We start from the raw sequence: 23,777 nt of genomic DNA on the forward strand, positions 1-23,777 counted from the left end.
AACATCGTGATGGTGAAAGTTATGACCGGATTCATCGGGGCGGCGTTGGTCGGCGGATCCCTGGCACTCGCCGGCCCCGCCGCGGCCGCACCAGCCCCGGCCGTGAGCCTCGTCGCGGCCAGCGCTGATGCCAAAGACGCCAAGGCGACACCTGGCAAGCTCGGCAGCACACAGCCGGAGAGCGTGGTGGGCGCGCAGGACGCCGGCCACGATGGCCTCGACGGCGCACGCATCGAAACCGTGGCGACGCAGGGTCAGGTCAAGCCGGTCGCGACGGACGGGACGATTGACACCAAAGCCACTCAGGGTCAGGTCAAATCAGTCGCAATGGACGGTGTAGAGACCATGTCCACGGTGGCCACGCCGCAGATGAAGCAGTCGACGTAACGCGGGAACCCCAACGTCCATCGGATCTGTCGGATGCTGCGATCGCGGTGACCGCACTGCGATCCCTTGCGGGGCCTATCGCTTCGACGAAGCGTGAGAAACTACCGCCGATCACGCTCTACACCTGACGGTTTCGGCGCTTTCTCACTGGGCTGCGCCGACGAACGGGATCGACGGTGGTGTGACATGTGCCTGGGCGCCGTCGAACAGGCCGCGCTCACGCAGGATGGGCACCACACCCTCGCCGAACCAGAAGAGCTCTTCCAGGTGCGGATATCCGGAGAAGATGAACTCGTCGATGCCGATCGCGGCGTACTCGGCGATCCGGTCCGCCACGTCGGTGTGGCTGCCGACGAGCGCGGTCCCCGCGCCGCCGCGCACCAGGCCCACGCCGGCCCACAGGTTCGGGGCGATCTCCAGACTGCGGGCGTCGTGCCACGAGCCGTCGGCACGGCTGGCTTCGTGCAGGGCGAGCATGCGGCGCTGTCCCTCCGACTGGCTGCGGCCGAGCCCGGCCTGCGCCGATCGGACCGTATCGTCATCGAGGGCGGCGACGAGCTTGTCGGCCTGCGACCAGGCTTCGTCGGCATCGTCGCGCGAAATGGTGTGCAGCCGGATCCCGAATCGGACCGTGCGGCCCTGCTCGGCGGCGAGTCCGCGGATCCACTCGACCTTCTCCTGGACCGCAGCCGGCGGTTCGCCCCAGGTCAGATACACATCGGCATGACGGGCCGCGACGGGACCGGCGGCAGCCGAGCTGCCACCGAAATACAACGGCGGCACCGGGTTCGGCGGGGTCGCCAGCGAGGCCTCCTCGACGCTGATGTAGTCGCCGCGGGAGGTGACGGTCTCACCGTGCCACAGCCGCCGGACGACGTCGAGGAATTCGTCGGCCCGGGCATAGCGGGCGTCCTTGTCCAGATGATCACCGAATGCCCGCTGCTCATGGGCCTCGCCACCGACGACGACGTTGAGCAGAATGCGTCCAGGGGCGTGCCGGGCGAAGGTGGCCGCCATCTGCGCCGACAGGGTGGGGCTCACCAGCCCGGGCCGGAATGCCACGAGGAAGCCGAGCGACGTGGTCTCCCGCGCGAGCAGCGCGGCGGTGACGAACGCGTCCTCACACCAGGCACCGGTGGGGATGAGCGCACCGGTGAAACCGAATGTCTCGGCGGCCCGCACGATCGAGGCGAGATAGTCGATCGACGCGTCGCGGTCGCTGTGTGCCGCCCCTGCCGGTGTGCCGTGGCCGCCGCCGACGATGAGGCGGCTGTCTCCGTAGGTGGGCAGGAACCAATGCAGCTTCACGGACATTCGACGACCTTAACCAACCTGACGGGGTCACTGACCCCTTGCCGAAAAGAGGCCGCGGGATACCGGTCGATGCGGTGCGGGCGCCCGCCCCTTATCGGGACGTCGCAGCGGTGGTACTCCGAGCGATGCCGCACCGTCTCGCCGCACGCGGGATAGAATCGCGATGATTTCATCGCTCCCGCCGCAGGTTTCGCTGCGACCGCGTGGTGGGCATGGCCGAGTCGGAGCTACCAGCCGCCGACCCAGCCGTCGAATATCGCATCGGGTTCATCGGCGGGATTCTGGGAACGGCCGACCAGGAAGTCGAAGTCACATCCGCGGTCTGCCTGCAGCACGCGTTCGACGTACAGGGCCGCGTAGCCGCGCACCGGGGTCTTGGGTGCCGGACCTGTTGACTCAGCACGCCGCGCCGCGAGTTCGGCCTCGGTGAGCAGGACCTCGAGCGTGCCCGCGTGGGCATCGAGTGCGATGACGTCGCCGTCGCGCACCAGGGCGAGCGGCCCGCCAGCGGCGGATTCCGGGCTGACGTGCAGAACACATGTGCCGTAGGCGGTTCCACTCATCCGGGCGTCGGAGACCCGGACCATGTCGGTGACACCCTGTCGCAGCAGTTTGGTGGGGATGGGAAGCTGCCCCCACTCGGGCATACCCGGCGCTCCCCGCGGTCCGGCCGATCGCAGGACCAGGACCGAATCCGGTGTCACCTCGAGATCGGGATCGTCGAATCGCCGCATCAGGTCGTCGATGTCGTCGAAGACGACCGCGGGCCCCTGGTGGACCAGCAGCTCCGGACTGGCGGCGCTGCATTTGATCACCGCGCCGTTGGGGGCGAGGTTGCCCCGTACCACCGCCAGGCCCTGCGGCGGCTGGAACGGCGCATCCAGCGTCGCGATCACGGTGGTGTCGGTGGCCGGGGCCGATGGCAGATTGTCGCCGACCGACTTTCCCGTGACCGTCAGGGCATCGGTGTGCAGCAGCGATTCGATCGACTTCATCACCGCGGGTATCCCGCCAGCGTGGAAGACCTGTTCGACGAGGTGCTCACCGGCGGGCCGGACGTTGACCACCAGCGGGGTGCGGGCTGACAGTTCGTGGAATCGATCCAGCGACAACGGGACCCCGACCCGGCCCGCGATGGCAAGCAGGTGCACGATCGCGTTGGTCGAGCCGCCGACGGCCAACATGAGCGTGATCGCGTTGTCGAACGCCTCGCGGGTCAACACGTCCGAGGGACGCAGCCGCTCGGTGGCCAGGCCCACAGCCCGTACCCCGCACTCCTCGGCCACCTGCAGCCGGCGTGAATCCATCGCGGGCACTGCCGCGGTGCCCGGCAGCGTCATGCCCAGGCCCTCGACCAGGGTCGCCATCGTCGATGCCGTTCCCATCTCCGGACAGTGCCCCCGGGACGGTCCGGCCGCGGCCTCCAAGCGGTCGTAATCGGTCATCGACATCCGGCCGGCCCTGACGTCGTCGATGTAGTGCCACAGGTCGGTTCCCACGCCGAGTTGCTTTCCGGCGAACACCGCGGGTGAGGCCGGTCCGCCGGTCACCACGATGGCGGGCACGTCGGCGCTGGCCGCACCCATCAGCTGGGCGGGCACGGTCTTGTCGCAGCCACCCAGCAGAACGACGGCATCGAAGGGGTAGGCCCGAATGGATTCTTCGACGTCCATCGCCATCAGGTTCCGAAACAGCATGGTGGTCGGCTTCATCAGCTGCTCACCCAGTGAGATGGTGGGGAACTCCAGCGGGTATCCGCCGGCGGCGAGGACGCCTCGGCGCACCGAATCCGCCAACCCGCGAAAGTGCATGTTGCAGTTGACGACTTCCGACCAGGAGTTGCAGATCCCGACGATCGGCCGGCCATCCACCGCCATCCGGGAGAAGCCGGAGGCTCGCATGGCCGACCGGTGGACGAATCCGGGGACGTCGCGGCCGGAAAACCATTTGGCGCTGCGTAATCCGGGTGCTGACTCGGCCATCGGTTCTTCTCCTCGGGTAGGCACGGCGGCAGGCGCTAACGAACCCGGGCGGCGTATGCGGTGATCTTGCGCAGCGCGGGCTGGCGGGCCGCGCGGTATCCGAGCCAGCGACCGGGCCTGGTGGACATCAGGCTGGCCACCAGCCGCTGTTGCCACGGCACGGTGACGCCGTGGGCGGCTCCGCCACCCGCACGTGCGGGCGCGGTGATGCCGGCCGCGTCGTCGAGGGCTGCCTTGGCGGCGTTGTGCCCGTTGGCTCCCATCACGCCGCCGCCGGGATGGGTGCCGGACCCGCACAGGTAGTAATTGCGCACCGGCGTGCGGTAATGGGCCAGCTGCGGAATCGGTCGCGCACCGAATAACTGATCGAGCATCATGCTGCCGTGGAAGATGTTCCCGTCCGTGATCAGGTATTCGTTGTCCAGGTCGTCGGGCGTGATGATCACCCGATCGAGGATGTGCTGACGCAGGTTGGGGGCGTAGGTGAACAGGTCCTCCAAGACCAGGTCGGCCCATTTCTCCTTCTCCGCCGCCCACGTGGTCCCGGTGAGTTCGGAGGGGAGCTGTTGGATCCCTAGCGTCATCGTGTGCAGTCCTTGAGGTGCCAGGCTGTCGTCGGTGACGGACTGGGTGACGGCCTCGATGACGAAGGTGCTCGGGAAGGTCCCGCGGCGTTGGGCCTCGAAAGCCTCCTCGAAGGCCTCACGGCTGGGTCCCAACAGCTGGTGCCCGTGGTGTTGCGGCCCGGCTGTGGCATCCGGGAACGGAAGATATTGGGGCAGTTCGTCGATCAACAGATGGATTCGGGCCATCGAACCACGGGTGTCGATGTTCTCAACATCGCGAACGAGCCCCGCAGGTAGCACGCCGGGCTCGATCAACCGCAGCAGCGATCGCTTCGGGTCGGCGTTGGACAGCACCTGCGCGGCGGTGATCACCGAGCCGTCTTCGAGCCGGACACCGGTGGCGGCGCCCCGCTCGACGAGCACTTTCTGGACCGGTGTTGCGGTGCGGATCGTGGCACCGTGGTGGCGGGCCGCGGCCGCCAGCGCCTCGCTGATCGCCCCCATTCCGCCGCGGGCCAGACCGAACTGCCCGAAATTGCCGTTGAATTCACCCCAGGAGTGATGCCCGTAGGTGTAGGCGGTGCCCGGTGTCGAGGGGCCGCCGAAGATCGACACCATCCCGAAGAAGGTGAGCAGGCTCTTGAGCCGCTCATCCTCGAAATAGCGATCCAACAGATCGCGAACCGAGAGCAGGGTGAATTCGTCGAAGAGGGTCTGTTCGCCGGCGGCTTCGAACAGCGCCAGCACCTCGGAGCGCTCGGGCGGAGCCGTCAGCAGATACGGGGTCACCAGGCCGGCGAACCGCTGCAGCCGGACCCCGAATTCCAGGAACGACTGGGCGTCGCGCTTGTTGAGTTTCTCGATCTCGCGCAGTGTGCGGTCGGTCTCCTTCCACATCGTGAACGCGGTGCCGTCGCGGAAGAGGGTGAACGACAGCGCGTCGCCCTGGTAGAGGTCCAGGCCGAACCTGGCTAGCTCGAGTTCCTCGATGATCTCGGGTCGCAGCAGTCCGGCGATGAAGGCACACGACGACCACTTGGTACCGGGTATCAATTCCTCGGTCACGCAGGCACCGCCGACGACGGGACGTGCTTCGAGTACCAGCACCCGCTTCCCGGCACGAGCCAGGTAGTTCGCCGCGACCAGCCCATTGTGGCCGGCGCCGATGACGATGGCGTCGTAATCCGGTGTTGTAGACATGTCAGATCTCCTGAATAAGAGGCGAATTGCGAGTGAGAAGTGTCGAGACGCTTCCCGGTTCGACCAGTTCGTCGAATCGCTCGAGGACCGGTGTGAGTTCCGGGGCGTTGTCGCGCACCCGCTCCCACTCCGGCCAGGACGCGACGGTCATGATCTCGATGACGTCGATGCCGGCCGGGTCGTCCTGGTCGACCAGGAAGACGTCGAAACCGAGCACCACGTCGAAGGACAGGCATGTCGGACGGTCAAGGTCGCGGGAGAAGGTCTCGAAATCTGCCGTCGTGACACCGGGCCGGAGCCGGAACGTGTTCACCGCGCTTACTGTCATGTCAGGCGATCTCGCGGTTGATCATCACGTGTTTGATCTCGGTGTATTCCTCGAGCGCATAGACCGACATGTCCTTGCCGTTGCCGGACTGCTTGAATCCGCCGTGGGGCATCTCGGGGGTCACTGGCAGGTGGTCGTTGATCCACACGGTGCCGAATTGCAGCTCGCTGGAGGCCGTCATCGCCCGCGAGATGTCATTGGTGAACACCGAAGCGGCAAGACCATATTCGGTGTCGTTCGCCCAGCCGATCACATCGTCGTTGTCGCCGAACGTGGTCACCGAGGTGACCGGACCGAACACCTCGGTGCTGACGATCTCGTCGCCCTGGCGGGCTCCGACGACCACCGTCGGGGCGGTGTAGAAACCGGTGCCGGGATTGGTGCCTTGGATCAGCTCGGTGTGACCGGTCGCCTTGGCCCGGGCGATGAAGCCCTCCACCCGATCCCGGTGCGCGGCGGTGATCACCGGCCCCATCGCGGTGTTCTCGTCGCGGATGTCCCCGAGGTTGAGTTCCTTGACGGCCTTCTCCAGACCCGATACCAGGTCGTCGTGCACGGCCTGGTGGACGTAGAGCCGCGACGCGGCCATACAGTCCTGGCCGGAGTTGCAGAAGGCGCCCTCCATGATCTTGTCGACGGTGAACGCGACATCGGCGTCGGGGTAGACCAGCACCGGGGCCTTGCCGCCGAGTTCGAGGTGCAGCCGTTTGAGATTGGAATCGGCTGCCGCGCGCATCAGGGCACGACCGGTCTCGACCGACCCGGTCAGCGAGGACATCCGCACCGTGGGATGGGCCACCAGCCGAGCCCCGACATCCTTGCCGTGACCGGTCACGATGTTGAGAACGCCGGCGGGGAAGAGGTCTTCGGCGAGTTCGGCGAGCCGCAGTACCGAGAACGGTGTGTGCTCGGACGGCTTGAGCACCAGCGTATTTCCACTCAACAGGGCCGGTGAGATCTTCCAGATCGCCATGAGCAGCGGGTAATTCCACGGTGCGATCGAACCGACGACCCCCAGCGGGTCACGACGGATGATGCTGGTCTTTCCACGCACGAACTCGGTGGCCGCACGGCCTTCCATGGTCCGGGCGCCGCCGGCGAAAAAACGGAGATGATCGGGAATCATCTCCATCTCCTCGAGCGCAAGGCTGATCGGCTTGCCGACGTTCTGCGATTCGATCTCGGCGAGCGTTCGCTGGTCGGCTTCGATCCGGTCGGCGAGCTTGAGGAAGGCCCGCGCCCGCTCACCCACCGGCGTCTTGGCCCACGCCGGGAATGCGGCATGGGCGGCGGCAACCGCGCGGTCGACATCTTCCGTTGTGCCGTGGGCGATTTCGGCGAAGATCTCGCCAGTTGCCGGTGCGGGTAGCTCGTCGACGGCGCCGTCGGAGGCGTCTGTCCAGGCGCCGTTGATGAACATTTTCCGGGTGAGTGACATGGCAACTCCTACTTCATTGAGTGAAAGAGAACTTCATTAAATGAAAACTGTAGCGCAGCGCCCGATACTGCGCCAGCGCTAGCGTGCGGTCGTTTTCCGGGGTGCGTTCGCGCCGGTGCCTGGCTGCGGCGTCGGGTTGAGGCCCGCGCCGGCGCTGACCGCGGTGGTGAGCAGGGCGCGCACCTCCTGCTTCGAAATCGGTTGTTGGGCAATGGATAAATGCACCATCAAGCCCTCGACTACGACGTCGACCAGTCGGGCGGTGGCACGGTCGAAGTGTTGGGCCAACGCGTCTTCGGCCCGAACCATCCACTGCTGGGTGAGGCGCTTGTTGTCGGGCCTTCGCACCGTGTCGCCGTACAACTCGTAGGTCACCGCGAGTTCGTTGGGGTGGGCCGCCAAGTCGTCGGTGATGGCCGAGACGATGCATTCGATGACCTCGGGCCCCGACTCGCAGGCAGCCAGCCGGTCCTCGAACCGACTCGCCAACCGGTCGACGTGGGTTTGGAAGGCTAGGGCGATGATGTCGTCGAGAGTGGCGAAGTGATAGGTGATCGAACCCAGGGGCACGTCGGCGGCGGCGCCGATCGCCCGGTGAGTGATGCCGGCGACCCCGTCGCGCGCGAGCACGAGCAGTGCCGCCTCCACAATGCGTTCCTTCCGGTTCGGATCATGTCGGCGCGCGCGCCGCGGAGTGGAAGGCATCGGCAATCCCTCGTTAGGTACGTTTGTACGTATCGATGCGTACAAACGTACCTAACGATTCGGCCGCTGTACAGGGATTGCTAGAGCGCCTCGGGTGCGGGGTCGTCGAGTTCCCGCTCGTTGAGGGCGTGCCCGACCAGTGCGTACTTAGCCGGGGCGACGAAGCGCAGGTAGACGCCGTAGGCCATTCCGGCCAGGAACGCCACGAACACCAGCGAGAGCATCACTGCGGCCATGACGCCGTGCACGCCCAGCAGGACGTCCAGGCTGTCCAGGGTCAGAACGAAGAAGGCGCCGAGGCCGATCACGGCCAGGATCGGCGCGATCACCGTGTTCCAGCGACGCTTGTCGACGTTCGAGCGGCGGAAGAACACGAAGATCGCCACGCCGGCGACCAGCTGGGAGAGGATCACGCCGATGGTCCCGATGCCGGTCGCCCAGGTGAACAACGTGGCGAAGGGGTCCTGGTGGAACAGTGCGAACAGGGCGATCACCACCCCGACCATCACGCTCTGGACGACCGATGCGACCCAGGGCGTCTGCCGGCTGGGCAGAGTCCAGCCCAGCGGCTTCCATATCAGCCCTTGTCGGCCGAGGGAGAACAGGTACCGCGAGACGTTGTTGTGGAAGGTGACGATGGCGGCGAACGTCGCGGTCACGATCAGGGTCTGGAACACCAGGGAGATGTTGTGCCCGATGATGGTGTCGCTGGCGACGAAGATGAAGTTGCCGCCGGTTTCGTTGGCGATGCCGACCACTTTGTCCAGTCCGAGCGCGTTCATGATGAGCCAGCCCGACACCGCGTACAGAATGCCCATGAACGCGATCGACAGATAGGTCGCGCGGGGAATGGTCCGAGCGGGATCGCGCGCTTCCTCGCCGTAGATGGCCGACCCCTCGAACCCGATGAACGAGGCGTGGGCGAACATCAGGGCGACACCGAGGGCCCCGCCGAGAACGACGCTCGGGCTGAACGGTCGCAGCGAGAACTCCGACACCGGCACGTTGTCGCCGGAGAGACTGAACGCGCTCAGGACAGTGATCATGGTGACTTCCAGCGTCATGAACAGCCCGAGCACCTTGGCCCCGGAGTGCACTCCCTGTACGCCAAGCCCCAGACACAGCACCAACGCCGCGAATGCATAGACCCACCAAGGGATCTCAACACCGATCCGCGGGTTGAACAGTTCGGATGCGTAGTAGCCGAAACCGCCGTAGAGCCCGGCCTGAATCGCGTTGTAGGCAAAGATCGCCAACGAGGCCGAACCGAGTCCGGGGATCCGGCCGAGGCCGAGGGTGACATAGGCGTAGAAGGCGCCGGCGTTGGTCACATGGCGGCTCATCGCCACGTATCCGACCGCGAAGATCATCAGCACGGCCGCTGCGATCACGAACGCTCCGGGCATCCCGATCCCGTTGCCGACGCCGATGATGATGGGATACAGCGCCACCACGACCGTCAGCGGCGACGCGGCGGCGATGATGTAGAAGAAGATGCTCGGAACGCCGAGGCTGTCCTTCTTCAGTCCATGATTGTGTCGCCCGCCGGGTGGAGGGCCCTCGGCGGACAGGGGTGGCGGCGTCTCGGCCGGCCGTACCGGTGGCTGCAGCGATTGGGTGACGTTGTCCATAATCGTTCATCTCTCGTGAGTTGGGCGGTTAACGATCCGTGATGGCCAACCTTTCGTTCTCCTGCGGGCAGGAGTGAGGGCGAACTGAGGCTGGTGAGAAAAGGTGTCTCACCTCCTCGTCTGCAGAAAGTCGTCAGTGCGACGGCCCCGATGGTGCTGTGCCACTGTGGTATCCACCCCTGCCGCGCGGTCGTGGGGCGGTGCTCAGATGGTCAGGGTGTGGGCGGCGGTGCGGGGGCGCGGTGAGACCGCCACATCGGGCGAGCTGCTGCGAACCAGTTCGTTAAGGATCGCGGCATGGCGCACCTTGTGCCGGATGAGCTCTTCGTGGAACTCGGGGCGAACCCAGCCGTTGTACATGACGGCCTCGGACTCGCCCGGCTCGATCTTGAAGTAGACCGGGCCCGCGACGCGGGCGATGTCTCCGGCTTCCCACAGCCGGTTCATGCCACCGAACGACTCGAACGTCTCGGCCCAGATGTCGAGTGGCAGGTCGACCGTGCGACGGATGGCGCCGAGCATCGGCCGACTCAAGTCGCCGACCGGGTTGACGCTGTCGGCGCCGAGTTCCTGCAGGATCTTGATGGCGGCCGGATTCGCGTGGCCGGCGTACACCGAGATCTTGAACTTGACGTCGGCGGGGATCTGCCCGGCGTCGCGCGCCTTGTTCAAGATGTCGAGGACGCCCTCGTCCCAGACCAGCGCTCCGCGGATGCCCGTCGAGAAGATCCTCAGGTAGTCGTCCAACAGGTACCGGACGTTGTCGAGACCCCGCACGCGGCGACCGCCTGCCTGGCCTTCACTGCTGAGGGCTTGCCGGCCGAGATCCCATCCGGTCCGCGGTCCCGGGACGGCGATGAGTTCGATGTCGTTCTCGGCGGCCAGGACCGCGACGTCACGCAGCTCGCCCGTGCTGAGCAGTGTGGTGCCACCGCCGAACGCGATGATGCGGTGGATGAAGACGTCCTGCTTGTCGGCCTCGTCGAGAAGCGCGGTCAGCGTCGAAAGCCGTTCGACGCCGGAGATCTCCAGCCGGTACTTGCCGCCGTCGTCGAAGGACTTCGTGGACGGGGCGAGCGAGTAGTCGTCGGCGGGCAGCAACCCTTGCGAAGCAAGAATGCTGGCCCCGTCGATCTTCGGTGAACGGCTGTCGGCTACGGCGGACATCAAATCTCCTCGAGGAGCTGGTGGAATCTGAAACAGAAATTTCACTGAATGATAATGACTTGCGCTGTATGAAATCTAAAAGACGGGTGGTCGCCTGTCAACACAGAGCGCCGCGAAGGGTGGGCCGCGGTAGCGGCGCCATCACCTGGTACTGGTAGCCTCCACTGGGTGAAAACCGAGACGCCGCCGGAAAAGAGCTCGAGCCTGATCGGTGTCGAACGCACTGCGCGCATCCTGGATGCGGTTGCCGACGGCGAGGTCTGCAACCTCACCGAAATCGCCAGGCGCACAGGCCTTAGCGAGGCAACCGTGCTGCGCTACTTGAACAGTCTGGCGTCGCTGGGATACATCGAGCGGTTCAACGCCACCCAGTACCGTCTCGGCTGGGAGATCTTCCGACTGGGTCAGCGCGCGTTCTCCGGCCAGGTGCCCTCCGACGCGATACTGCCCACCATGGAGCGACTCGTGCTCGAGTTCAATGAGACCGTGAACTTCGCCGTCCACAAGGACAACAGCGTGGTGCTTCTGGAAGTCGTCGAGGGGCGGCGTGCGGTCAAGAAGGTCAGCGACGTGGGCCAATCCGATCCCTGGCACGCTTCGGCGTTGGGCAAGGCGCTGCTGGCGGGGATGCCCGACAGCGTATGGCGCGACATCGTGGCCTCCCGTGGGCTGCCCCCGTTGACCCCGCACACGATCACGTCGATGAAGAAGTTGGCGGCCGAGATCAAAGAGATCCGGGAACAGGGTTTCGCCGTCGACCGCGAGGAAGCCGCCGAAGAACTCACCTGCGTGGCCGCCGCCGTCCCGACCGCCAATGGCGAGTCGCCCCGCTATGCCATCAGCATCAGCTTCCTGACTCACCGATTGACACCGGAGAATCTCGAACACGCTGCCGCGCAGGTGATCGCGGGCGCCCGCGAAATCTCACGCAAGCTTCCGTGACGGCTGCCGGGTGGGGAATCGGCGGCGCAACGTTGACTCCTGCGCCGATCGGATTAGCCTGCGGTCATGACCATTGACCCAAACACCACCGCCGTCGTGCTGATCGAGTATCAGAACGACTTCACTACCGACGGGGGAGTCCTGCACGACGCGGTGTCGGAGGTGATGGAGAAGACGGGCATGCTGGGCCACACCCGCGACGTCGTCGCCGCGGCGCGCCATGCCGGCGTCACCGTCATGCACGCCCCGATCACCTTCGCCGCCGGATACGGGGAGATCACCAATCACCCGTACGGGATCTTGAAGGGTGTCGTGGAGGGCAACGCCTTCGTCAAGGGCTCGTGGGGCGCGGCGATCGTCGACGATGTCGCTCCGGCCGATGGCGATATCGTGGTCGAGGGCAAGCGGGGCCTGGACACGTTCGCCAGTACCAACCTCGACTTCATTCTGCGCAGCAAGGGCATCACGACGATCGCCCTCGGTGGGTTCCTCACCAACTGTTGCGTCGAGTCGACCATGCGCACTGGGTACGAAAACGGCTACCAGGTCATCACTCTGACCGACTGCGTGGCTGCTACGTCGGTCGAGGAGCACGAGAACGCGCTGAAGTTCGACTATCCGATGTTCTCCCGGACGATGACCGCCGCCGAGTTCATCGGTCAGCTGGCGTGACGGCAACGCCACGGATCCAGGTGGCCGTTCTCGACGACTACCAGAACGTCGCGTTGACGATGGCCGACTGGTCGGCGGTGGCCGACCGCGCCGACATCACCGTGTTCAACGATCACATCTCCGACCCCGACCAGCTGGTCGCCCGGCTGGCGCCGTTCGAGGTGGTCTTCGTGATGCGGGAACGAACCCCGTTGCCGCGCAGCATCATCGAACGTCTACCGCGGCTGCGTATGATCGCCTCCACGGGCCCCTTCAACGCCTCCATCGACATGGACGCCGCCGCCGACCAGGGCATCCGCGTCGGGACGACCGGCGGCACGGTGGCATCGACGGTGGAGCTGACCTGGGCGCTGATCCTGGCCGCGTCGCGCCATCTCGTCGCCGAGAGTCGCTCGGTCCGCGACGGGGGGTGGCAGATCTCGGTGGGCCGCGAGCTTTCCGGTCGCGTGCTCGGCGTCCTGGGCCTGGGCCGCATCGGCGCCCGGGTCGCCCGCATCGGCCAGGCCTTCGGCATGGAGGTCATCGCGTGGAGTCAGAATCTCACTCCCGATGCGGCGGCCGAGGCCGGTGCGACCTACGTCGGCAAGGACGATCTGTTCGCCCTGTCTGACGTGCTGACCGTCCACATGAAGCTCAGCGAACGCTCTACCGGATTGATCGGTGCGGCGGAACTGGCCCAGATGAAGCGAACCGCCTTGCTGGTCAACACCTCTCGCGGACCGATCGTCGACGAGGCGGCGCTGGTGGCGGCGCTGGAGTCGCACACCATCGGCGCGGCTGCGCTCGACGTGTTCGACACCGAGCCGCTACCGGACGCTCACCCACTGCGCGCCCTCGACAATGCCATCGCCACCCCCCACATCGGGTACGTCGCCGACCGTCCTTATCGGATCTTCTACCGGGACGCCGTGGCCGCCATCGCCGAGTGGCTCGACCAGCGCCAGGGCTGAGCTACTTCGCCGGTGTGGGGAGGCGCCGTTTCAGGCTCGCGCTCCGCGGCATTCGGATGCCGCTGCTGAAGATGGTCAAGCACCGTCCGCGGTTTCGGTGGGGTCACTGGCCGAGCCTGGTTGTCTGGGTTGTGAGGTGATGCACGGGATCGGCCAGCCGACCATTCTGGTGTTGATCGAGCGCTACGCCGAACGGGCCGCCCTCGACGCGCATCACGACTCCACGCACTATCGGGAGTTGCTCGCCGACCAGATCCGTCCGTTGCTGACCGACCGGCAGGTGGAGATCACCCGGGCGATTGCCACCGGCCGGACTGGCAAGTGAGCCTGCTGTCAGTACGCGTCGGGATCCTGTTGGACAGCCGCCGGAACGGGATGCTGGTAGAGGCGGGACGCGTTCTCCCAGGTCACTTTTCGGATGATTCCATCGGGCAGCCCGCTGATCTGCTCACGGATGGTGCGCTGGGTGTGCGGCCAGGTCGAGTCGCAGTGCGGATAGTCGGCCTCCAGCAGGATGTTGTCTTCACCGATCCGCTCGTATTGGACGAATGAGGACTGGTCTTCCACGGCGCAGAACCAGAAGTTGCGGGTGAACACCTCCGCCGGTGTCAGCGGCTCGCCGAGATCCTGCCACGTGCCATACATCTGGTGATAGCTCAGCATGTGGTCCAGCCGATCGAGAAGACCTGCCACCCAGCCTATTCCGCCCTCGGACAGGCAGATCTTCAGGTCGGGGTGCCGGCTGCACACCCCCGAGTAGAGCCAGTCGACCGCTGCGGAGATCGCGTAGGCGAAGAACAGCACACCCTGGACGTCCGGTGGTGCGTCGTCAGTGGTCGAGGGTGAGGTGCCCGACGACCCGATGTGTAGGTTGACCACCGTGCCGGTGTCCGCGCAGGCGGCCATGATGGGCTCCCAGTAGCCCGAGTGGATGGTCGGCAGGCCCAGCATCGCCGGGTTCTCGCTGAACGTCACCGCGTGGAATCCACGCTCGGCGTTCTCGTAGATCATCTTCGCGCCGACCTCGGGGTCCAGCAGCCAGGGCAGCTGGCAGGGGATGATCCGGTCGGGGTAGGGCCCGGCCCACGCCTCGAGGTGCCAGTCGTTCCAGGCCCGCACCGACGCCATCGCGAGCTCGCGGTCGGTGGTCACCTGCTGGAGCCGTTGACCGGCGAACCCGGGCAGGAACGACGGGAAGTTCAGCGACGCGTAGACCCCGTTGAGGTCCATATCCTTGACGCGGGCGTGGATATCCCAGGCCCCGCGGCGCATCTCGTCGAATCGGGTCGGTTCGAAGCCGTACTCCGACACCGGTCTGCCGACGACCGCGTTGAACCCGACATTGGGCAGCGACTGCCCGTCATAGATCCAGGTCTGGCCTCCGTCGTCGGTGTCGACGACCCGCGGCGCCCGGTCGGCGAACCGGCGCGGAACGCGGCCCTCGAACGTGTCCGGCGGTTCGACGATGTGGTCATCAACGGAGATGACGGTGTAATAGCGATGCGCCCGTTCGGGTTCGGGTAGGAACGTCACGGTCCGCTCATCGCCGGTCTTGGCGGTGGTGAAGTTCAGGTTCGCCGACATTTCGTCGATGGACGCCATCGTCTGTCTCCTTCAGTCCAGTACGCCGCGGTCGGCCTTGATCGTCATGCGTGCCGCGCCAGCCCAGTACACGTCGGCGGCGCGTTCGATCAACGACGCCCGCATGCCGATCATGTCCGCGCGGTTCATCGGTGACGGGGTCCGCCCGGTGAGCAGCACGTCGTACGCCAGCCGGCACACCCGTTCGATCGACACCGCCCGGTACACCGCCGCGGCCAGGTCACTGCCGGTGGCGATGACGCCGTGGTTGGCCAGGATCACCAGATTGGCCGAGCCGATCTGGCCGGCCAGCTCCGCGGCACGCCACGGAGTGTCGATCTCACCGTCATAGGTGTCCACCAGATACATGTCGTCGAGGAACAGGGATCCGGTCTGGTGCACCAACTCGGGCAGTATCCCCAGCGCCGCGATGAGACTGACGTAGTAGGGGTGATTGTGGATCACCACCCGGGCATCGGGGCGCTGCCGGTGAATCTCGGTATGGATGTGGATGGCCGGCGTGACATCCCAGCGGCCCGTGACCACATGCCCGTCCTCGTCAACGACGCAGATGTCGGATGCGGTCAGCTCCTGCCACCACAACCCCCAGGGATTGACGTACATCTGGCTCCGCCCGTCGGGCTGCCAGGTGATGTGCCCGGCCATGTTCTCGGCGAACCCGATTGAGGCGAGGTGGCGGAACGCCACCGCCATCATCTGCTCGTCGGTGAGATCGACGCCGATCGGCGGCATCCTTGAGGGCGCCCACACACCCAGGCCGCCGCGGCGTGCTTCGGGTGTGGTCATGTCCGCTCCAGTATCGATCGGATGTGTTCGCGAAGTTGGCCTTTGGCGATCTTGCCGCCGGAGGAGCGGGGCAGCTCGTCGAGAACTTCGAGTCGTTCCGGCAGCAGCTCCTTGGACATACCCTGTGCCAGCAGGTGTTTGACCAGTGCGGCCAGATCGAGGGTATCGCCGGGATCCCTCAGCTCGGCGAACACGCACACCCGTTCCCCGAACACCGGGTCCGGCATCGCCACGGCGGCGGCCACCGCAACGGCCGGATGAGTGGCCACCACCTCCTCGACCTCCACGGCGCTGATGTTCTTGCCGCCGCGCAGGATGAAGTCCGACGTGCGCCCGGTCAGCCGCAGATAGCCCTCGGGGTCCAGTTCACAGATGTCACCCATCCGCATCCAGCCGTCCGCAGTGTAGAGCTTGTCGTGGTCGGTGCCGCCCAGATACCCCAAGCTGGTCGCCGGACCGCGGCACACCGGTTGTCCGCGACCGGTTTCCGTCACATCCTGGTCACCGTCGAACAGCCGCACCTGCATCTCGGGGACGACGCGTCCTGCGGTCCTCAGCCGGTGGTGCAAGGAATCCGCGGTGGTGGTGGCGCTGAGCATGCCGGTCTCGTTGGAGCCGTAGAACTGCAGGATCGTGGCCCCGGTCAGCTCTTCGAACTGCGCGGCCTGGGTGTAGGGCAGTGGTTCACCGCCGGTGAAGACCACCCGAAGGCTGCTCAGGTCATAGTCCCGCGAGGCCGGGCTGGCCACGATCATCATCAGCTGGGTGCTCACACAGCACAGCACGGTCGCGCGGTGGCGCTCGATGGCCGCACACGTGGCCACGGGGTCGAAGCGGGCGATGCGCACTGTCGTCGCCCCCAGGTTGATGGGCGTGGTGTGGGAGGTCCAGATTCCGAAGCCGAACGGGGTCGGGATGACCGGAAGGAAGACGTCGTCGGGGGTGAGTTCGCCGTTGGCGACGGCCTTCTGGTGGAAGTAGTACCAACGGTTCTGATTGTGGACAACGCATTTGGGCAAGCCGGTGGTGCCGGATGTCGAGTTGATCAGGAATGGCTCGTCGGACCCGAGCGGGGTGAGCCTGTTCGCCGCGCCAGGTCGGCGGGTGGTGTCGACGACGAGATCATCGGATCCGTCAGTGAGGACCGCGGTGCGCAGAGCCGGATCGGCGTCGCCGGCCGCCTCGGCGGCCCGCTGTCGCCGGCTGGCGTCGCTGACCAGGAGTGACGGCCTGGCGCTGCGCAGGATCTGGGCCGCCTCGCGGACTCCTGCGCGGGCGCCGAGCCCTACGGCCACCGCACCGCAGCGCTCGATCGCGACCAGCAGGACGTGGATCGGTGAGCTGTCGCCGTGCCAGACCGCCACGTAGTCACCGCGCGACACACCCAGGTGCTGGAGCTGCACGCCGAGGTTGGTGGCGGCATCGTCAAACTCCGACCAGGTCAGCGAGCGATCCGGCATGTCGACTGTGACGTCGACGTAGGCCGGCTTGTCCGGAGTCGATGTGGCATTTCGGCGCACGCAATCGGACAGGGTCGTGTCCGACCACCAGCCCGCGGCGCGATAGCGCGCCGCCTCGGCGTTGGTGGTGGCGGCGTCGACGGCCATCACCAAATCATATGAAAATGAGGCGCCGCGTCAATGGGCCCGGTTGCGCACCATCGCGGGGTCGACGACCCCGGCTGAGCCCGGGTAGTGCTGTGCGGTGATCAGGTGGGCGGCGGCCAGGTCGCGGGCGCGCCGGGCGTCACCCGCTTCGATGGCATCGATCACCTGGCGATGCTCCTCGAGGACGGCCAGCCGCTCCTCGAGCGGGACCACGCCGTGGTCGCCCACCTGCGTCGACCACCCCTGCTCGTGCGCCGACCACAGTGTCTCGAGGGCTCCGGCAAGGATGATCATCGTCTGGTTTCCGCAGAGCGCGACCAGGGCTTCGTGATAGCGCCGGCTGGCCGAGATGGCCTGCGTCAGGTCGTCTGCGGCGTCCACGGCCTCGGCGTGCAGTTGACGCAATACCGGAACGACGGTGCTGTCGCGGTCGGCGCGCTGCGCGCACAGCGCCGCACACGCCGGCTCGACCTGGCGAAGTGCGCCGCCAACGTCGGCCAGGCTCACGTCCTGGGAGCCGAGTACCAGCCCGATCGTGTAGGCCACGTTCGCGGCGTCGGGTCGGCGCACCACCGCGCCACCGAGCTTGCCGCGCCGCACCCGCAATAGGCCCTCGGCCTCCAGTATCCGCATGGCTTCGCGCAATGACGGTTTGCTCACCGGGAACTCGAGAAGAAGTTCGTCTTCCTTGGGCAGGATGCTGCCGTCGGCGAGTTCACCCAGCAGGATGCGCCGCCGCAGCTGGTCGGCGACCTGCTCGGCGAGCCGGCGGAACTGAACGGTTCGCTCTGACACTCGGGTTCTCTATCGCGCTTGGGAAATGCAGTGCATCGTACAAGCGGTGCGGGGAGTCGACGCTTCTCCGCGTATCCACCCCGCCGATCTACGAGCGGCGACCAACAGCGGCGCAATAGGCGTGCCGGACCGTGTCAGCGTGGCCTAGCTGGAGAGCCGAGCGTGGAATTCTCAGCGCGGATTGATGCCGACACGGCGTCCGTCGACGTGGGAAATATGGTTGGGGGACTTCGCTATTCGACGTAAACCAGCCAAGAGGGAATCGTCGCGGGGCATTGACATTCGGGAGTGGGGAGGCCGTAACGTTGGCTGACCCGGCGTTGAACCGGTCAGCCGCTGCCACGGCGGAGGCGCGCCGCGGCGTTACTTGTGTGCGGGGCGCTTCAGCAGGAACTGAAGCCATCGAACGTCGATCAACATGAGATTCAACCTAGGTCCGAATATTAAGGCGGCGACCCTCTAGCGGTAATGCGTCGCTAAGAAAATTTGCCAGAGCGCCATTATGTTCCTGGCTGCTGCGGCCGGTTCAGGAGTCCGTCGGCGACGAACTCCTGCTCGCCTCACCCTATGAGGCACCCGTCCCAGCTGGCCCATACGGCACCAGAGGTTGCCAGAGCTTGCGCAGCCATCGGGGGCGCGGTGGGGACCGCGGATCTGACCTGATCTCAGGCGGGCTGGCCGTAGACGGCGACCAGGACCGAGCGGTCGAGACTGTTGACCGACCAGACGCCGATGGCGGAGTTGGCGCAATCCGACATGATCGCGAAATCGGTGGGGTCGTAATACCACTGATTGATGACATCGAGGTTGTTGATCGCCAGCGCCGGGTTGATCGCCACCGTCTGGGTCACTTTGCCCGTGAAACCTGCTGCGGCCGCGCGGTCTTGGGCCGTGGAGCCGTCGGACCCGAGGTCACCGTCGAGGGTGCGATTGTTGAGCACGTCGTTGGCATGCCACTCCGCCGCCAGCGTCAGCGCGGGATTCTTCGTGATGTTTGTGGTGCACCCCGCCTGATGCTGAACCGTATAGACGTTGGCGACCACCCCGTTGTTGAGCCGATTGTTATCGGCATGGGCGGCCGGTGCGAAAACGGCAGCCAGCACAGCGGCAGCGCCCATCGCCGTTGAGGCCCGAACAGCTCTGGTATTCACCGTCATTCCTTACTATGCGGACGGGACGTAGCCGGCTGCGGACTGGCGCAGCTGCCAGATGGCGGCGGGGCAGAGCTCCTGGGCGGACTGGCTGATCAAGTAGGAGGCCTGGAACTCGTCGCTGGTGGAGAAGTCGGACTTGATGGTGTTGACCAGCTGGCCGTAGCTCATGCCGGAGTTGATCTGATCGCAGACGCCGTATCCGTAGGACAGCGCGGCGTCGGCGTTGGGGAAGTTGTATCCGGGCCGGACGGTGACGTTGACGAGGTAACCGATGTTGTCGGCGTGGGCGGGCTGTGCGCCGGCGAGTACACCGACGGTACCGAGTGCGGCAAACGCGCCGGCGATCAGCAGGCGGGGTGCAGAGGTACGGCTTGTCATGGTGTGTCCCGTTGGTGATCGGCGCAGTTCAGCGGAGTGCAGGGGATCCGCGCAATATACATCGGCGCTCCCCGCCGTGATCTACCATTCGGCCATGATCCGGCTGGCCAGTGCGGTGTCTATGGTGTTCGCGTTGGCGCTCGGCGGTGTCGCCGGTACCGGCATTGCCCATGCCGGGCCCCTGCCACCGTGTACGTTCACGCTGTCGCCGCCCGTCGTCGGCCCCGGTGGGGTCACCGCGACCGCCGAACTGGCCGGGTGCGGTCCGGCCGCGGGACCGGTTCTGACGGTGGCCTGCCTGCAACCGGTGGGAGCCGACACGGTGATCCAGTGCAATCAGGGGCGCGGGTCCGACCCGGCGCAGGTGTCGGTGGCCTACCAGCCCGGGACCACCTACATCGCGACGGGACGGGGCTGCGCGGCTTGGGCTGGCCAGTCGCCGGCGCCCGACTGCCAGATTCTCGGACCACTCACCGCAACCCTTTAGGCGGACACCGCACATGTCGATCGACCGAGCCGCGCTCGTCGCGGGCAGCATCCGACTGGCCTCGGGAATCCAGTTTCTCGTCGACCCGCTGCGCGCCAACAAACTCTGGGGCGAACCCAACGACCCAGGCCCCTCCGCGCGGCTGCTGCTGCGGTCGATGGGTTACCGCGATGCCCTGATCGGCGGCCTGCTGCTGTCGGCGGGCCTGCGGGGACGCGACACCCGCGGCTGGTTCCTGGCCTCGGGAGGAGCCGACGCCGCCGATCTGCTGGGCGGGATGAGTGTGCACGGTGAACTCACCCGGGGCCAGCAGGTCATCGGGCTCGGCGGTGCGGTCGTGGGTATCGGCGTCGGCCTGTGGGGTGCCACCCGGCGCCGCACCCTTGCCGCAGATCCGCCGACGGCCCATAGCGGCTGACCACGGCGCCCTATGCCGAACCTGCGTACAGGTCGTGCTGCCGCGCGAAAACGCGATCTGATGGCAGGCTCGCCGCGCTCAGCGCAGACTCGGTGGGCTCAGGAGTGGCGGCCGTTGGCCAAGGCCTCGCCGAAGGCGATCAGCGCCGAGCGGCCGATGCTGAGGATGTCCTCGTCGAAGTCGGTGTTGTCGCGGTAGGACAGCTCCAGTATTCGGTCGGCCATCTCGACGGCGACCAGCATGTTGCGCGGGTCGGTGTCGGCGGGGATCAGCTCGGCCTCGACGAGGATGGTGTGGAGCCGGTCGGCCAGCGTCTGCATCCGCGCATGAACGTGCTTGGCGACGGTGGGGGAGGTGCGCCCACCCATCCACAGCCCGGCAGCGCTGGGGTGCCTGCGGTAGTAGTCGACGTGCAGGTCGATCTCGTTGTTGAGCAGCTCGGCGATCGAGGTGATGGTCCAGATCTGCTCGGCCGCCACACACCGGGCGTCGATCTCGGCGCAGTGCAGCTCCATCAGCTCGTCGAGGACCGCGTCGCGGTCGGCGAAGAACCGGTAGAGGGAGGGGTAGGACACCCCGGCGCGGTCGGCGATCGCGCGGGTGGTCGCGGCGTCGACGCCCTGTTCGTCGGCGATCGCTGCGGCCGCTTCGAGGATGCGGGCCACGGTCTGCTTGCTGCGGGCCTGGACGGGCGCGCGCCGCGGAACCGAAACAGTGGTCATCGAACACCCCCTCAGCAAAGTCTTGACAGCCGTGGGCAAAACTATAACACTAGTCGCGTTACAGTTCTATCGCTCGATCCGGAGAGTGCCCGATGACCGTGAACTCACTCAACCAGTCCCGCCCGACTCAGCCGCTGAGCGGTCACGTCGATGTGCTGATCGTCGGCGCCGGTATTTCCGGTCTCGGACTGGGGCATCACCTGGTTACCCGGCAGCCGGGCAAGACCTTCGCCATCGTCGACAGCCGCGACGCGATCGGCGGCACCTGGGACCTCTTCCGGTATCCGGGCATCCGGTCGGATTCCGACCTGCACACCTTCGGCTACGAGTTCAAGCCGTGGACCAGCGACAATGCCATCGCCGACGCACACGAGATCCTCGACTACCTGCACGAGGTCGTCGACGAGGACGACTTGGCCCGCCGGCTCTACCTGCACCACAAGGTGGTGCGGGCCGACTTCGACTCCGAGACCGCACAGTGGACCGTCACCCTGGAACGCGACGATCAGCAGTGGGACATCACCTGTGACTGGTTGTTCGGCGCCACCGGGTACTACGACTACGCCGGCGGCTACACCCCGCACTTTGAGGGTCGGGAGGACTTCGAAGGTGTTGTGGTGCACCCGCAGTCGTGGCCCGAGGACCTGGACTACACGGGCAAGGAGGTCGTGGTCATTGGCAGCGGCGCCACGGCGGTCACCCTGATCCCGGCGATGGCCGACACCGCCGGACACATCACCATGCTGCAGCGCTCGCCTTCCTATGTGATGCCGCTGCCGCGCAAGGACCCGATCGCCAACGGCCTGCGAAAGGTGTTGCCCGCCAAGGCCGCCTACGCCGCCACCCGCCGGTTCAACATCGGCAAGGGGCGGTTCATCTACAACTTGTGCCAGCGTCACCCGAAGCTGGCGCGCCGCCTCATCCACACCATCAACGTCAAGGCGCTGCCCGAAGGCTACGACGTCGACACCCACTTCAACCCGAAGTACGACCCGTGGGACCAGCGGTTGTGCGCGGTGCCCGACGCGGATCTGTTCCGCGTCATCGCCCAGGGCAAGGCCTCGGTGGTCACCGACAAGATCGTGCGCTTCACCAAGACGGGAATCCTGCTGGAGTCGGGCCGAGAGTTGAAGGCCGACGTCATCGTCACCGCCACCGGGCTCAAGCTGCTGCCGTTCGGCGGGATCCAGATTTCTGTCGACGGGCAGGCCAAGGATCCTCATCAGTCGCTGGTCTACAAGAGTTTCATGCTCTCGGGCATCCCGAATCTCGCCTTCGCGTTCGGGTACACCAACTCCTCCTGGACGCTGAAGGTGGATCTGGTCTGCGACCACCTGTGCCGGATGTTGGCCTATATGGACCAGCACGGGTACAGCACGGTGGTGCCGGTCGTCGACGATCCGACCATGCCCACCCGTCCGATGCTGGACTTCCCGGCCGGCTACATCCTGCGGGCGATCGACGATTTCCCGCTGCAGGGGACCAGCGGCCCGTGGACGGTCGAAATGGACTACTGGTCGGATCACGCGCGGCTGCGCAAGGGCCCGGTCGACGATCCGGCGCTGCGCTTCGGTACCGCCGTTGCGGCGAAGGCGGTTTCGGGGCTGGCTTCGGCATCAGCGACGCTCGCATGAGCCGGCCCACCTTCGTCGAGGTGGACGGTAGGCGCACCCGGGTGCGTCTCGACGGTGATCCGGCCAACCCGCCGGTACTGCTGGTGCACGGCATCGGCCGCAGCATGGAGGACTGGTCGCCGCAGTACGAAACCCTGGCGAGGTCGTATCGGGTGATCGCCCTCGACGTCCCGGGATTCGGGTTCTCGGAGCGTCCACGGGAGGCCATCACGCTGGCCGGTCTGGCCGACGGGGTCGCTGGCACACTCGACGTGGTCGGCGAAACCCGGCCGGTGCATGTGGTCGGCAACTCCCTCGGCGGCGCGATCGCCCAGCAGCTGCTGGCCGCGCGACCCGAGCGGGTGGCGAGCCTGGCCCTGATCAACAGTGCGGGTTTCGGCAGTGAGGTCACCCCGCTGCTGCGGATGCTCACCGTGCCGGTGCTCGGGCCACTGAGTATCCGGCGCCCCACCCGATTGAATGCGGTGCTGTTCGAGCGCGCCATCCACGCCGACAAGTCGGTGGCGACCAAGGCGCGCATCGACCATGCGGTCGCCGTGGGTGCCCAGCCGGGTGCCGGTGCGAACCTGCGGGAGACCGCGCTCGCACTCGGGACGCCCCGCGGGGTGAAGCCGCAGTGGCGCCGCGAGCTCGCCGCCGCCGTCACCCGAACCCCGCGACCGACCCTGATCATGTGGGGCACCCGCGACCGCATCCTGCCCGCCAAACACATCGGCGAGGCGATGCGCGTCTATCCCCACGCTGAGGTCCACCTACTCAACGGGATAGGCCACATGCCCCAGATCGAATGCCCCACGCAGTTCGCCGATCTCGTGCTGCCGTTTCTGCAACGCGCCAACGCTTGACGGGCCCTGCCGGACCCAACCATCATGTCGGGTAATCGACACCGCAATGGAGCGGGGGCTACCTGGT

At 66.4% G+C, this 23,777-nt stretch carries 24 protein-coding genes; 9 read left to right on the plus strand and 15 right to left on the minus strand.

Annotated elements, in window-relative coordinates; all coding sequences use genetic code 11:
- Nucleotides 1–21: 21 nt before the first annotated feature.
- Nucleotides 22–387: a hypothetical protein gene (locus ADBZ9K_RS15265; protein ID WP_526621846.1), complete on the plus strand. Its 366-nt coding sequence runs from the start codon at nucleotides 22–24 to the stop codon at nucleotides 385–387.
- 144 nt (nucleotides 388–531) lie between these two features.
- Here the strand turns inward: ADBZ9K_RS15265 and ADBZ9K_RS15270 are convergent, their stop codons facing one another.
- The 8 genes from ADBZ9K_RS15270 to ADBZ9K_RS15305 form a co-directional block, all read right to left on the minus strand.
- Nucleotides 532–1,701 carry an LLM class flavin-dependent oxidoreductase gene (locus tag ADBZ9K_RS15270; protein WP_526621848.1) on the minus strand — a complete coding sequence of 390 codons (1,170 nt, stop codon included), beginning with the start codon at nucleotides 1,699–1,701 and terminating at the stop codon, nucleotides 532–534.
- 227 nt (nucleotides 1,702–1,928) lie between these two features.
- Entirely contained in the window at nucleotides 1,929–3,683 is a 1,755-nt protein-coding gene (locus tag ADBZ9K_RS15275) for a dihydroxy-acid dehydratase (RefSeq protein ID WP_526621850.1), read from the minus strand.
- 35 nt (nucleotides 3,684–3,718) lie between these two features.
- Nucleotides 3,719–5,449 carry a phytoene desaturase family protein gene (locus tag ADBZ9K_RS15280; RefSeq protein WP_526621852.1) on the minus strand — a complete coding sequence of 577 codons (1,731 nt, stop codon included), beginning with the start codon at nucleotides 5,447–5,449 and terminating at the stop codon, nucleotides 3,719–3,721.
- A gap of 1 nt (nucleotide 5,450) precedes the next feature.
- A complete protein-coding gene (locus ADBZ9K_RS15285; protein WP_526621854.1) occupies nucleotides 5,451–5,762 on the minus strand; it encodes a RedY/HapK family protein in 312 nt (103 codons plus the stop codon).
- Between the two features lie 16 nt (nucleotides 5,763–5,778).
- The gene (locus tag ADBZ9K_RS15290) at nucleotides 5,779–7,215 is read right to left on the minus strand and encodes an aminobutyraldehyde dehydrogenase (protein ID WP_526621855.1); all 1,437 of its coding nucleotides are present in this window, start codon (nucleotides 7,213–7,215) and stop codon (nucleotides 5,779–5,781) included.
- A gap of 78 nt (nucleotides 7,216–7,293) precedes the next feature.
- Nucleotides 7,294–7,920 carry a TetR/AcrR family transcriptional regulator gene (locus tag ADBZ9K_RS15295; protein WP_526621857.1) on the minus strand — a complete coding sequence of 209 codons (627 nt, stop codon included), beginning with the start codon at nucleotides 7,918–7,920 and terminating at the stop codon, nucleotides 7,294–7,296.
- Nucleotides 7,921–8,000: 80 nt separating this feature from the next.
- Complete coding sequence (locus ADBZ9K_RS15300; protein WP_526621859.1) at nucleotides 8,001–9,551, minus strand: amino acid permease; 1,551 nt, start codon at nucleotides 9,549–9,551, stop codon at nucleotides 8,001–8,003.
- 204 nt (nucleotides 9,552–9,755) lie between these two features.
- Entirely contained in the window at nucleotides 9,756–10,718 is a 963-nt protein-coding gene (locus ADBZ9K_RS15305; RefSeq protein WP_526621861.1) for a hypothetical protein, read from the minus strand.
- 168 nt (nucleotides 10,719–10,886) lie between these two features.
- On the opposite strand from ADBZ9K_RS15305, the gene ADBZ9K_RS15310 reads away from it, so the two are divergent.
- From ADBZ9K_RS15310 to ADBZ9K_RS15325, 4 genes are all read left to right on the plus strand, one after another.
- Nucleotides 10,887–11,660 carry an IclR family transcriptional regulator gene (locus ADBZ9K_RS15310; RefSeq protein WP_526621863.1) on the plus strand — a complete coding sequence of 258 codons (774 nt, stop codon included), beginning with the start codon at nucleotides 10,887–10,889 and terminating at the stop codon, nucleotides 11,658–11,660.
- A gap of 66 nt (nucleotides 11,661–11,726) precedes the next feature.
- Complete coding sequence (locus ADBZ9K_RS15315) at nucleotides 11,727–12,332, plus strand: cysteine hydrolase family protein (protein WP_526621864.1); 606 nt, start codon at nucleotides 11,727–11,729, stop codon at nucleotides 12,330–12,332.
- 59 nt (nucleotides 12,333–12,391) lie between these two features.
- Nucleotides 12,392–13,282, plus strand: a complete 891-nt coding sequence (locus tag ADBZ9K_RS15320; protein ID WP_526622680.1) for a D-2-hydroxyacid dehydrogenase family protein — start codon at nucleotides 12,392–12,394, stop codon at nucleotides 13,280–13,282.
- Nucleotides 13,173–13,607, plus strand: a complete 435-nt coding sequence (locus tag ADBZ9K_RS15325; RefSeq protein WP_526621866.1) for a putative quinol monooxygenase — start codon at nucleotides 13,173–13,175, stop codon at nucleotides 13,605–13,607. The genes ADBZ9K_RS15320 and ADBZ9K_RS15325 overlap by 110 nt, the downstream gene beginning before the upstream one ends.
- Before the next feature lie 8 nt (nucleotides 13,608–13,615).
- Here ADBZ9K_RS15325 and ADBZ9K_RS15330 read toward each other — a convergent pair whose 3' ends face one another.
- From ADBZ9K_RS15330 to ADBZ9K_RS15355, 6 genes are all read right to left on the minus strand, one after another.
- On the minus strand, nucleotides 13,616–14,884 hold the full coding sequence (locus ADBZ9K_RS15330; protein WP_526621868.1) for an amidohydrolase family protein: 1,269 nt from the start codon (nucleotides 14,882–14,884) through the stop codon (nucleotides 13,616–13,618).
- A 12-nt stretch (nucleotides 14,885–14,896) separates the two neighbouring features.
- Nucleotides 14,897–15,670, minus strand: coding sequence for a class II aldolase/adducin family protein (locus ADBZ9K_RS15335; protein ID WP_526621870.1), 774 nt, complete (start codon nucleotides 15,668–15,670; stop codon nucleotides 14,897–14,899).
- Nucleotides 15,667–17,277 (minus strand): class I adenylate-forming enzyme family protein, encoded by a 1,611-nt coding sequence (locus ADBZ9K_RS15340; RefSeq protein WP_526621872.1) that lies wholly within the window; start codon nucleotides 17,275–17,277, stop codon nucleotides 15,667–15,669. Before ADBZ9K_RS15340 ends, ADBZ9K_RS15335 begins: the two co-directional genes overlap by 4 nt.
- A 30-nt stretch (nucleotides 17,278–17,307) precedes the next feature.
- The gene (locus ADBZ9K_RS15345) at nucleotides 17,308–18,072 is read right to left on the minus strand and encodes a FadR/GntR family transcriptional regulator (RefSeq protein WP_526621873.1); all 765 of its coding nucleotides are present in this window, start codon (nucleotides 18,070–18,072) and stop codon (nucleotides 17,308–17,310) included.
- Between the two features lie 665 nt (nucleotides 18,073–18,737).
- Nucleotides 18,738–19,190, minus strand: coding sequence for a CAP domain-containing protein (locus ADBZ9K_RS15350; protein WP_526622682.1), 453 nt, complete (start codon nucleotides 19,188–19,190; stop codon nucleotides 18,738–18,740).
- Between the two features lie 45 nt (nucleotides 19,191–19,235).
- On the minus strand, nucleotides 19,236–19,604 hold the full coding sequence (locus ADBZ9K_RS15355) for a DUF732 domain-containing protein (protein WP_526621875.1): 369 nt from the start codon (nucleotides 19,602–19,604) through the stop codon (nucleotides 19,236–19,238).
- Nucleotides 19,605–19,698: 94 nt separating this feature from the next.
- Between ADBZ9K_RS15355 and ADBZ9K_RS15360 the strand changes: the two genes are divergently transcribed.
- Together ADBZ9K_RS15360 and ADBZ9K_RS15365 are read left to right on the plus strand one after the other, a co-directional pair.
- Nucleotides 19,699–20,091, plus strand: a complete 393-nt coding sequence (locus ADBZ9K_RS15360; RefSeq protein ID WP_526621877.1) for a hypothetical protein — start codon at nucleotides 19,699–19,701, stop codon at nucleotides 20,089–20,091.
- 13 nt (nucleotides 20,092–20,104) lie between these two features.
- On the plus strand, nucleotides 20,105–20,509 hold the full coding sequence (locus ADBZ9K_RS15365; RefSeq protein WP_526621878.1) for a DUF4267 domain-containing protein: 405 nt from the start codon (nucleotides 20,105–20,107) through the stop codon (nucleotides 20,507–20,509).
- A gap of 98 nt (nucleotides 20,510–20,607) precedes the next feature.
- On the opposite strand, the gene ADBZ9K_RS15370 is transcribed toward ADBZ9K_RS15365, so the two are convergent.
- Entirely contained in the window at nucleotides 20,608–21,231 is a 624-nt protein-coding gene (locus ADBZ9K_RS15370) for a TetR/AcrR family transcriptional regulator (protein ID WP_526621880.1), read from the minus strand.
- Nucleotides 21,232–21,323: 92 nt separating this feature from the next.
- Between ADBZ9K_RS15370 and ADBZ9K_RS15375 the strand changes: the two genes are divergently transcribed.
- Both ADBZ9K_RS15375 and ADBZ9K_RS15380 read left to right on the plus strand, forming a co-directional pair.
- Complete coding sequence (locus ADBZ9K_RS15375; protein ID WP_526621882.1) at nucleotides 21,324–22,865, plus strand: flavin-containing monooxygenase; 1,542 nt, start codon at nucleotides 21,324–21,326, stop codon at nucleotides 22,863–22,865.
- Nucleotides 22,862–23,710 (plus strand): alpha/beta fold hydrolase, encoded by an 849-nt coding sequence (locus ADBZ9K_RS15380; RefSeq protein WP_526621884.1) that lies wholly within the window; start codon nucleotides 22,862–22,864, stop codon nucleotides 23,708–23,710. Before ADBZ9K_RS15375 ends, ADBZ9K_RS15380 begins: the two co-directional genes overlap by 4 nt.
- Nucleotides 23,711–23,777: the final 67 nt, after the last annotated feature.

This window comes from Mycobacterium sp. (assembly GCF_965229265.1).
Lineage (GTDB): Bacteria > Actinomycetota > Actinomycetes > Mycobacteriales > Mycobacteriaceae > Mycobacterium.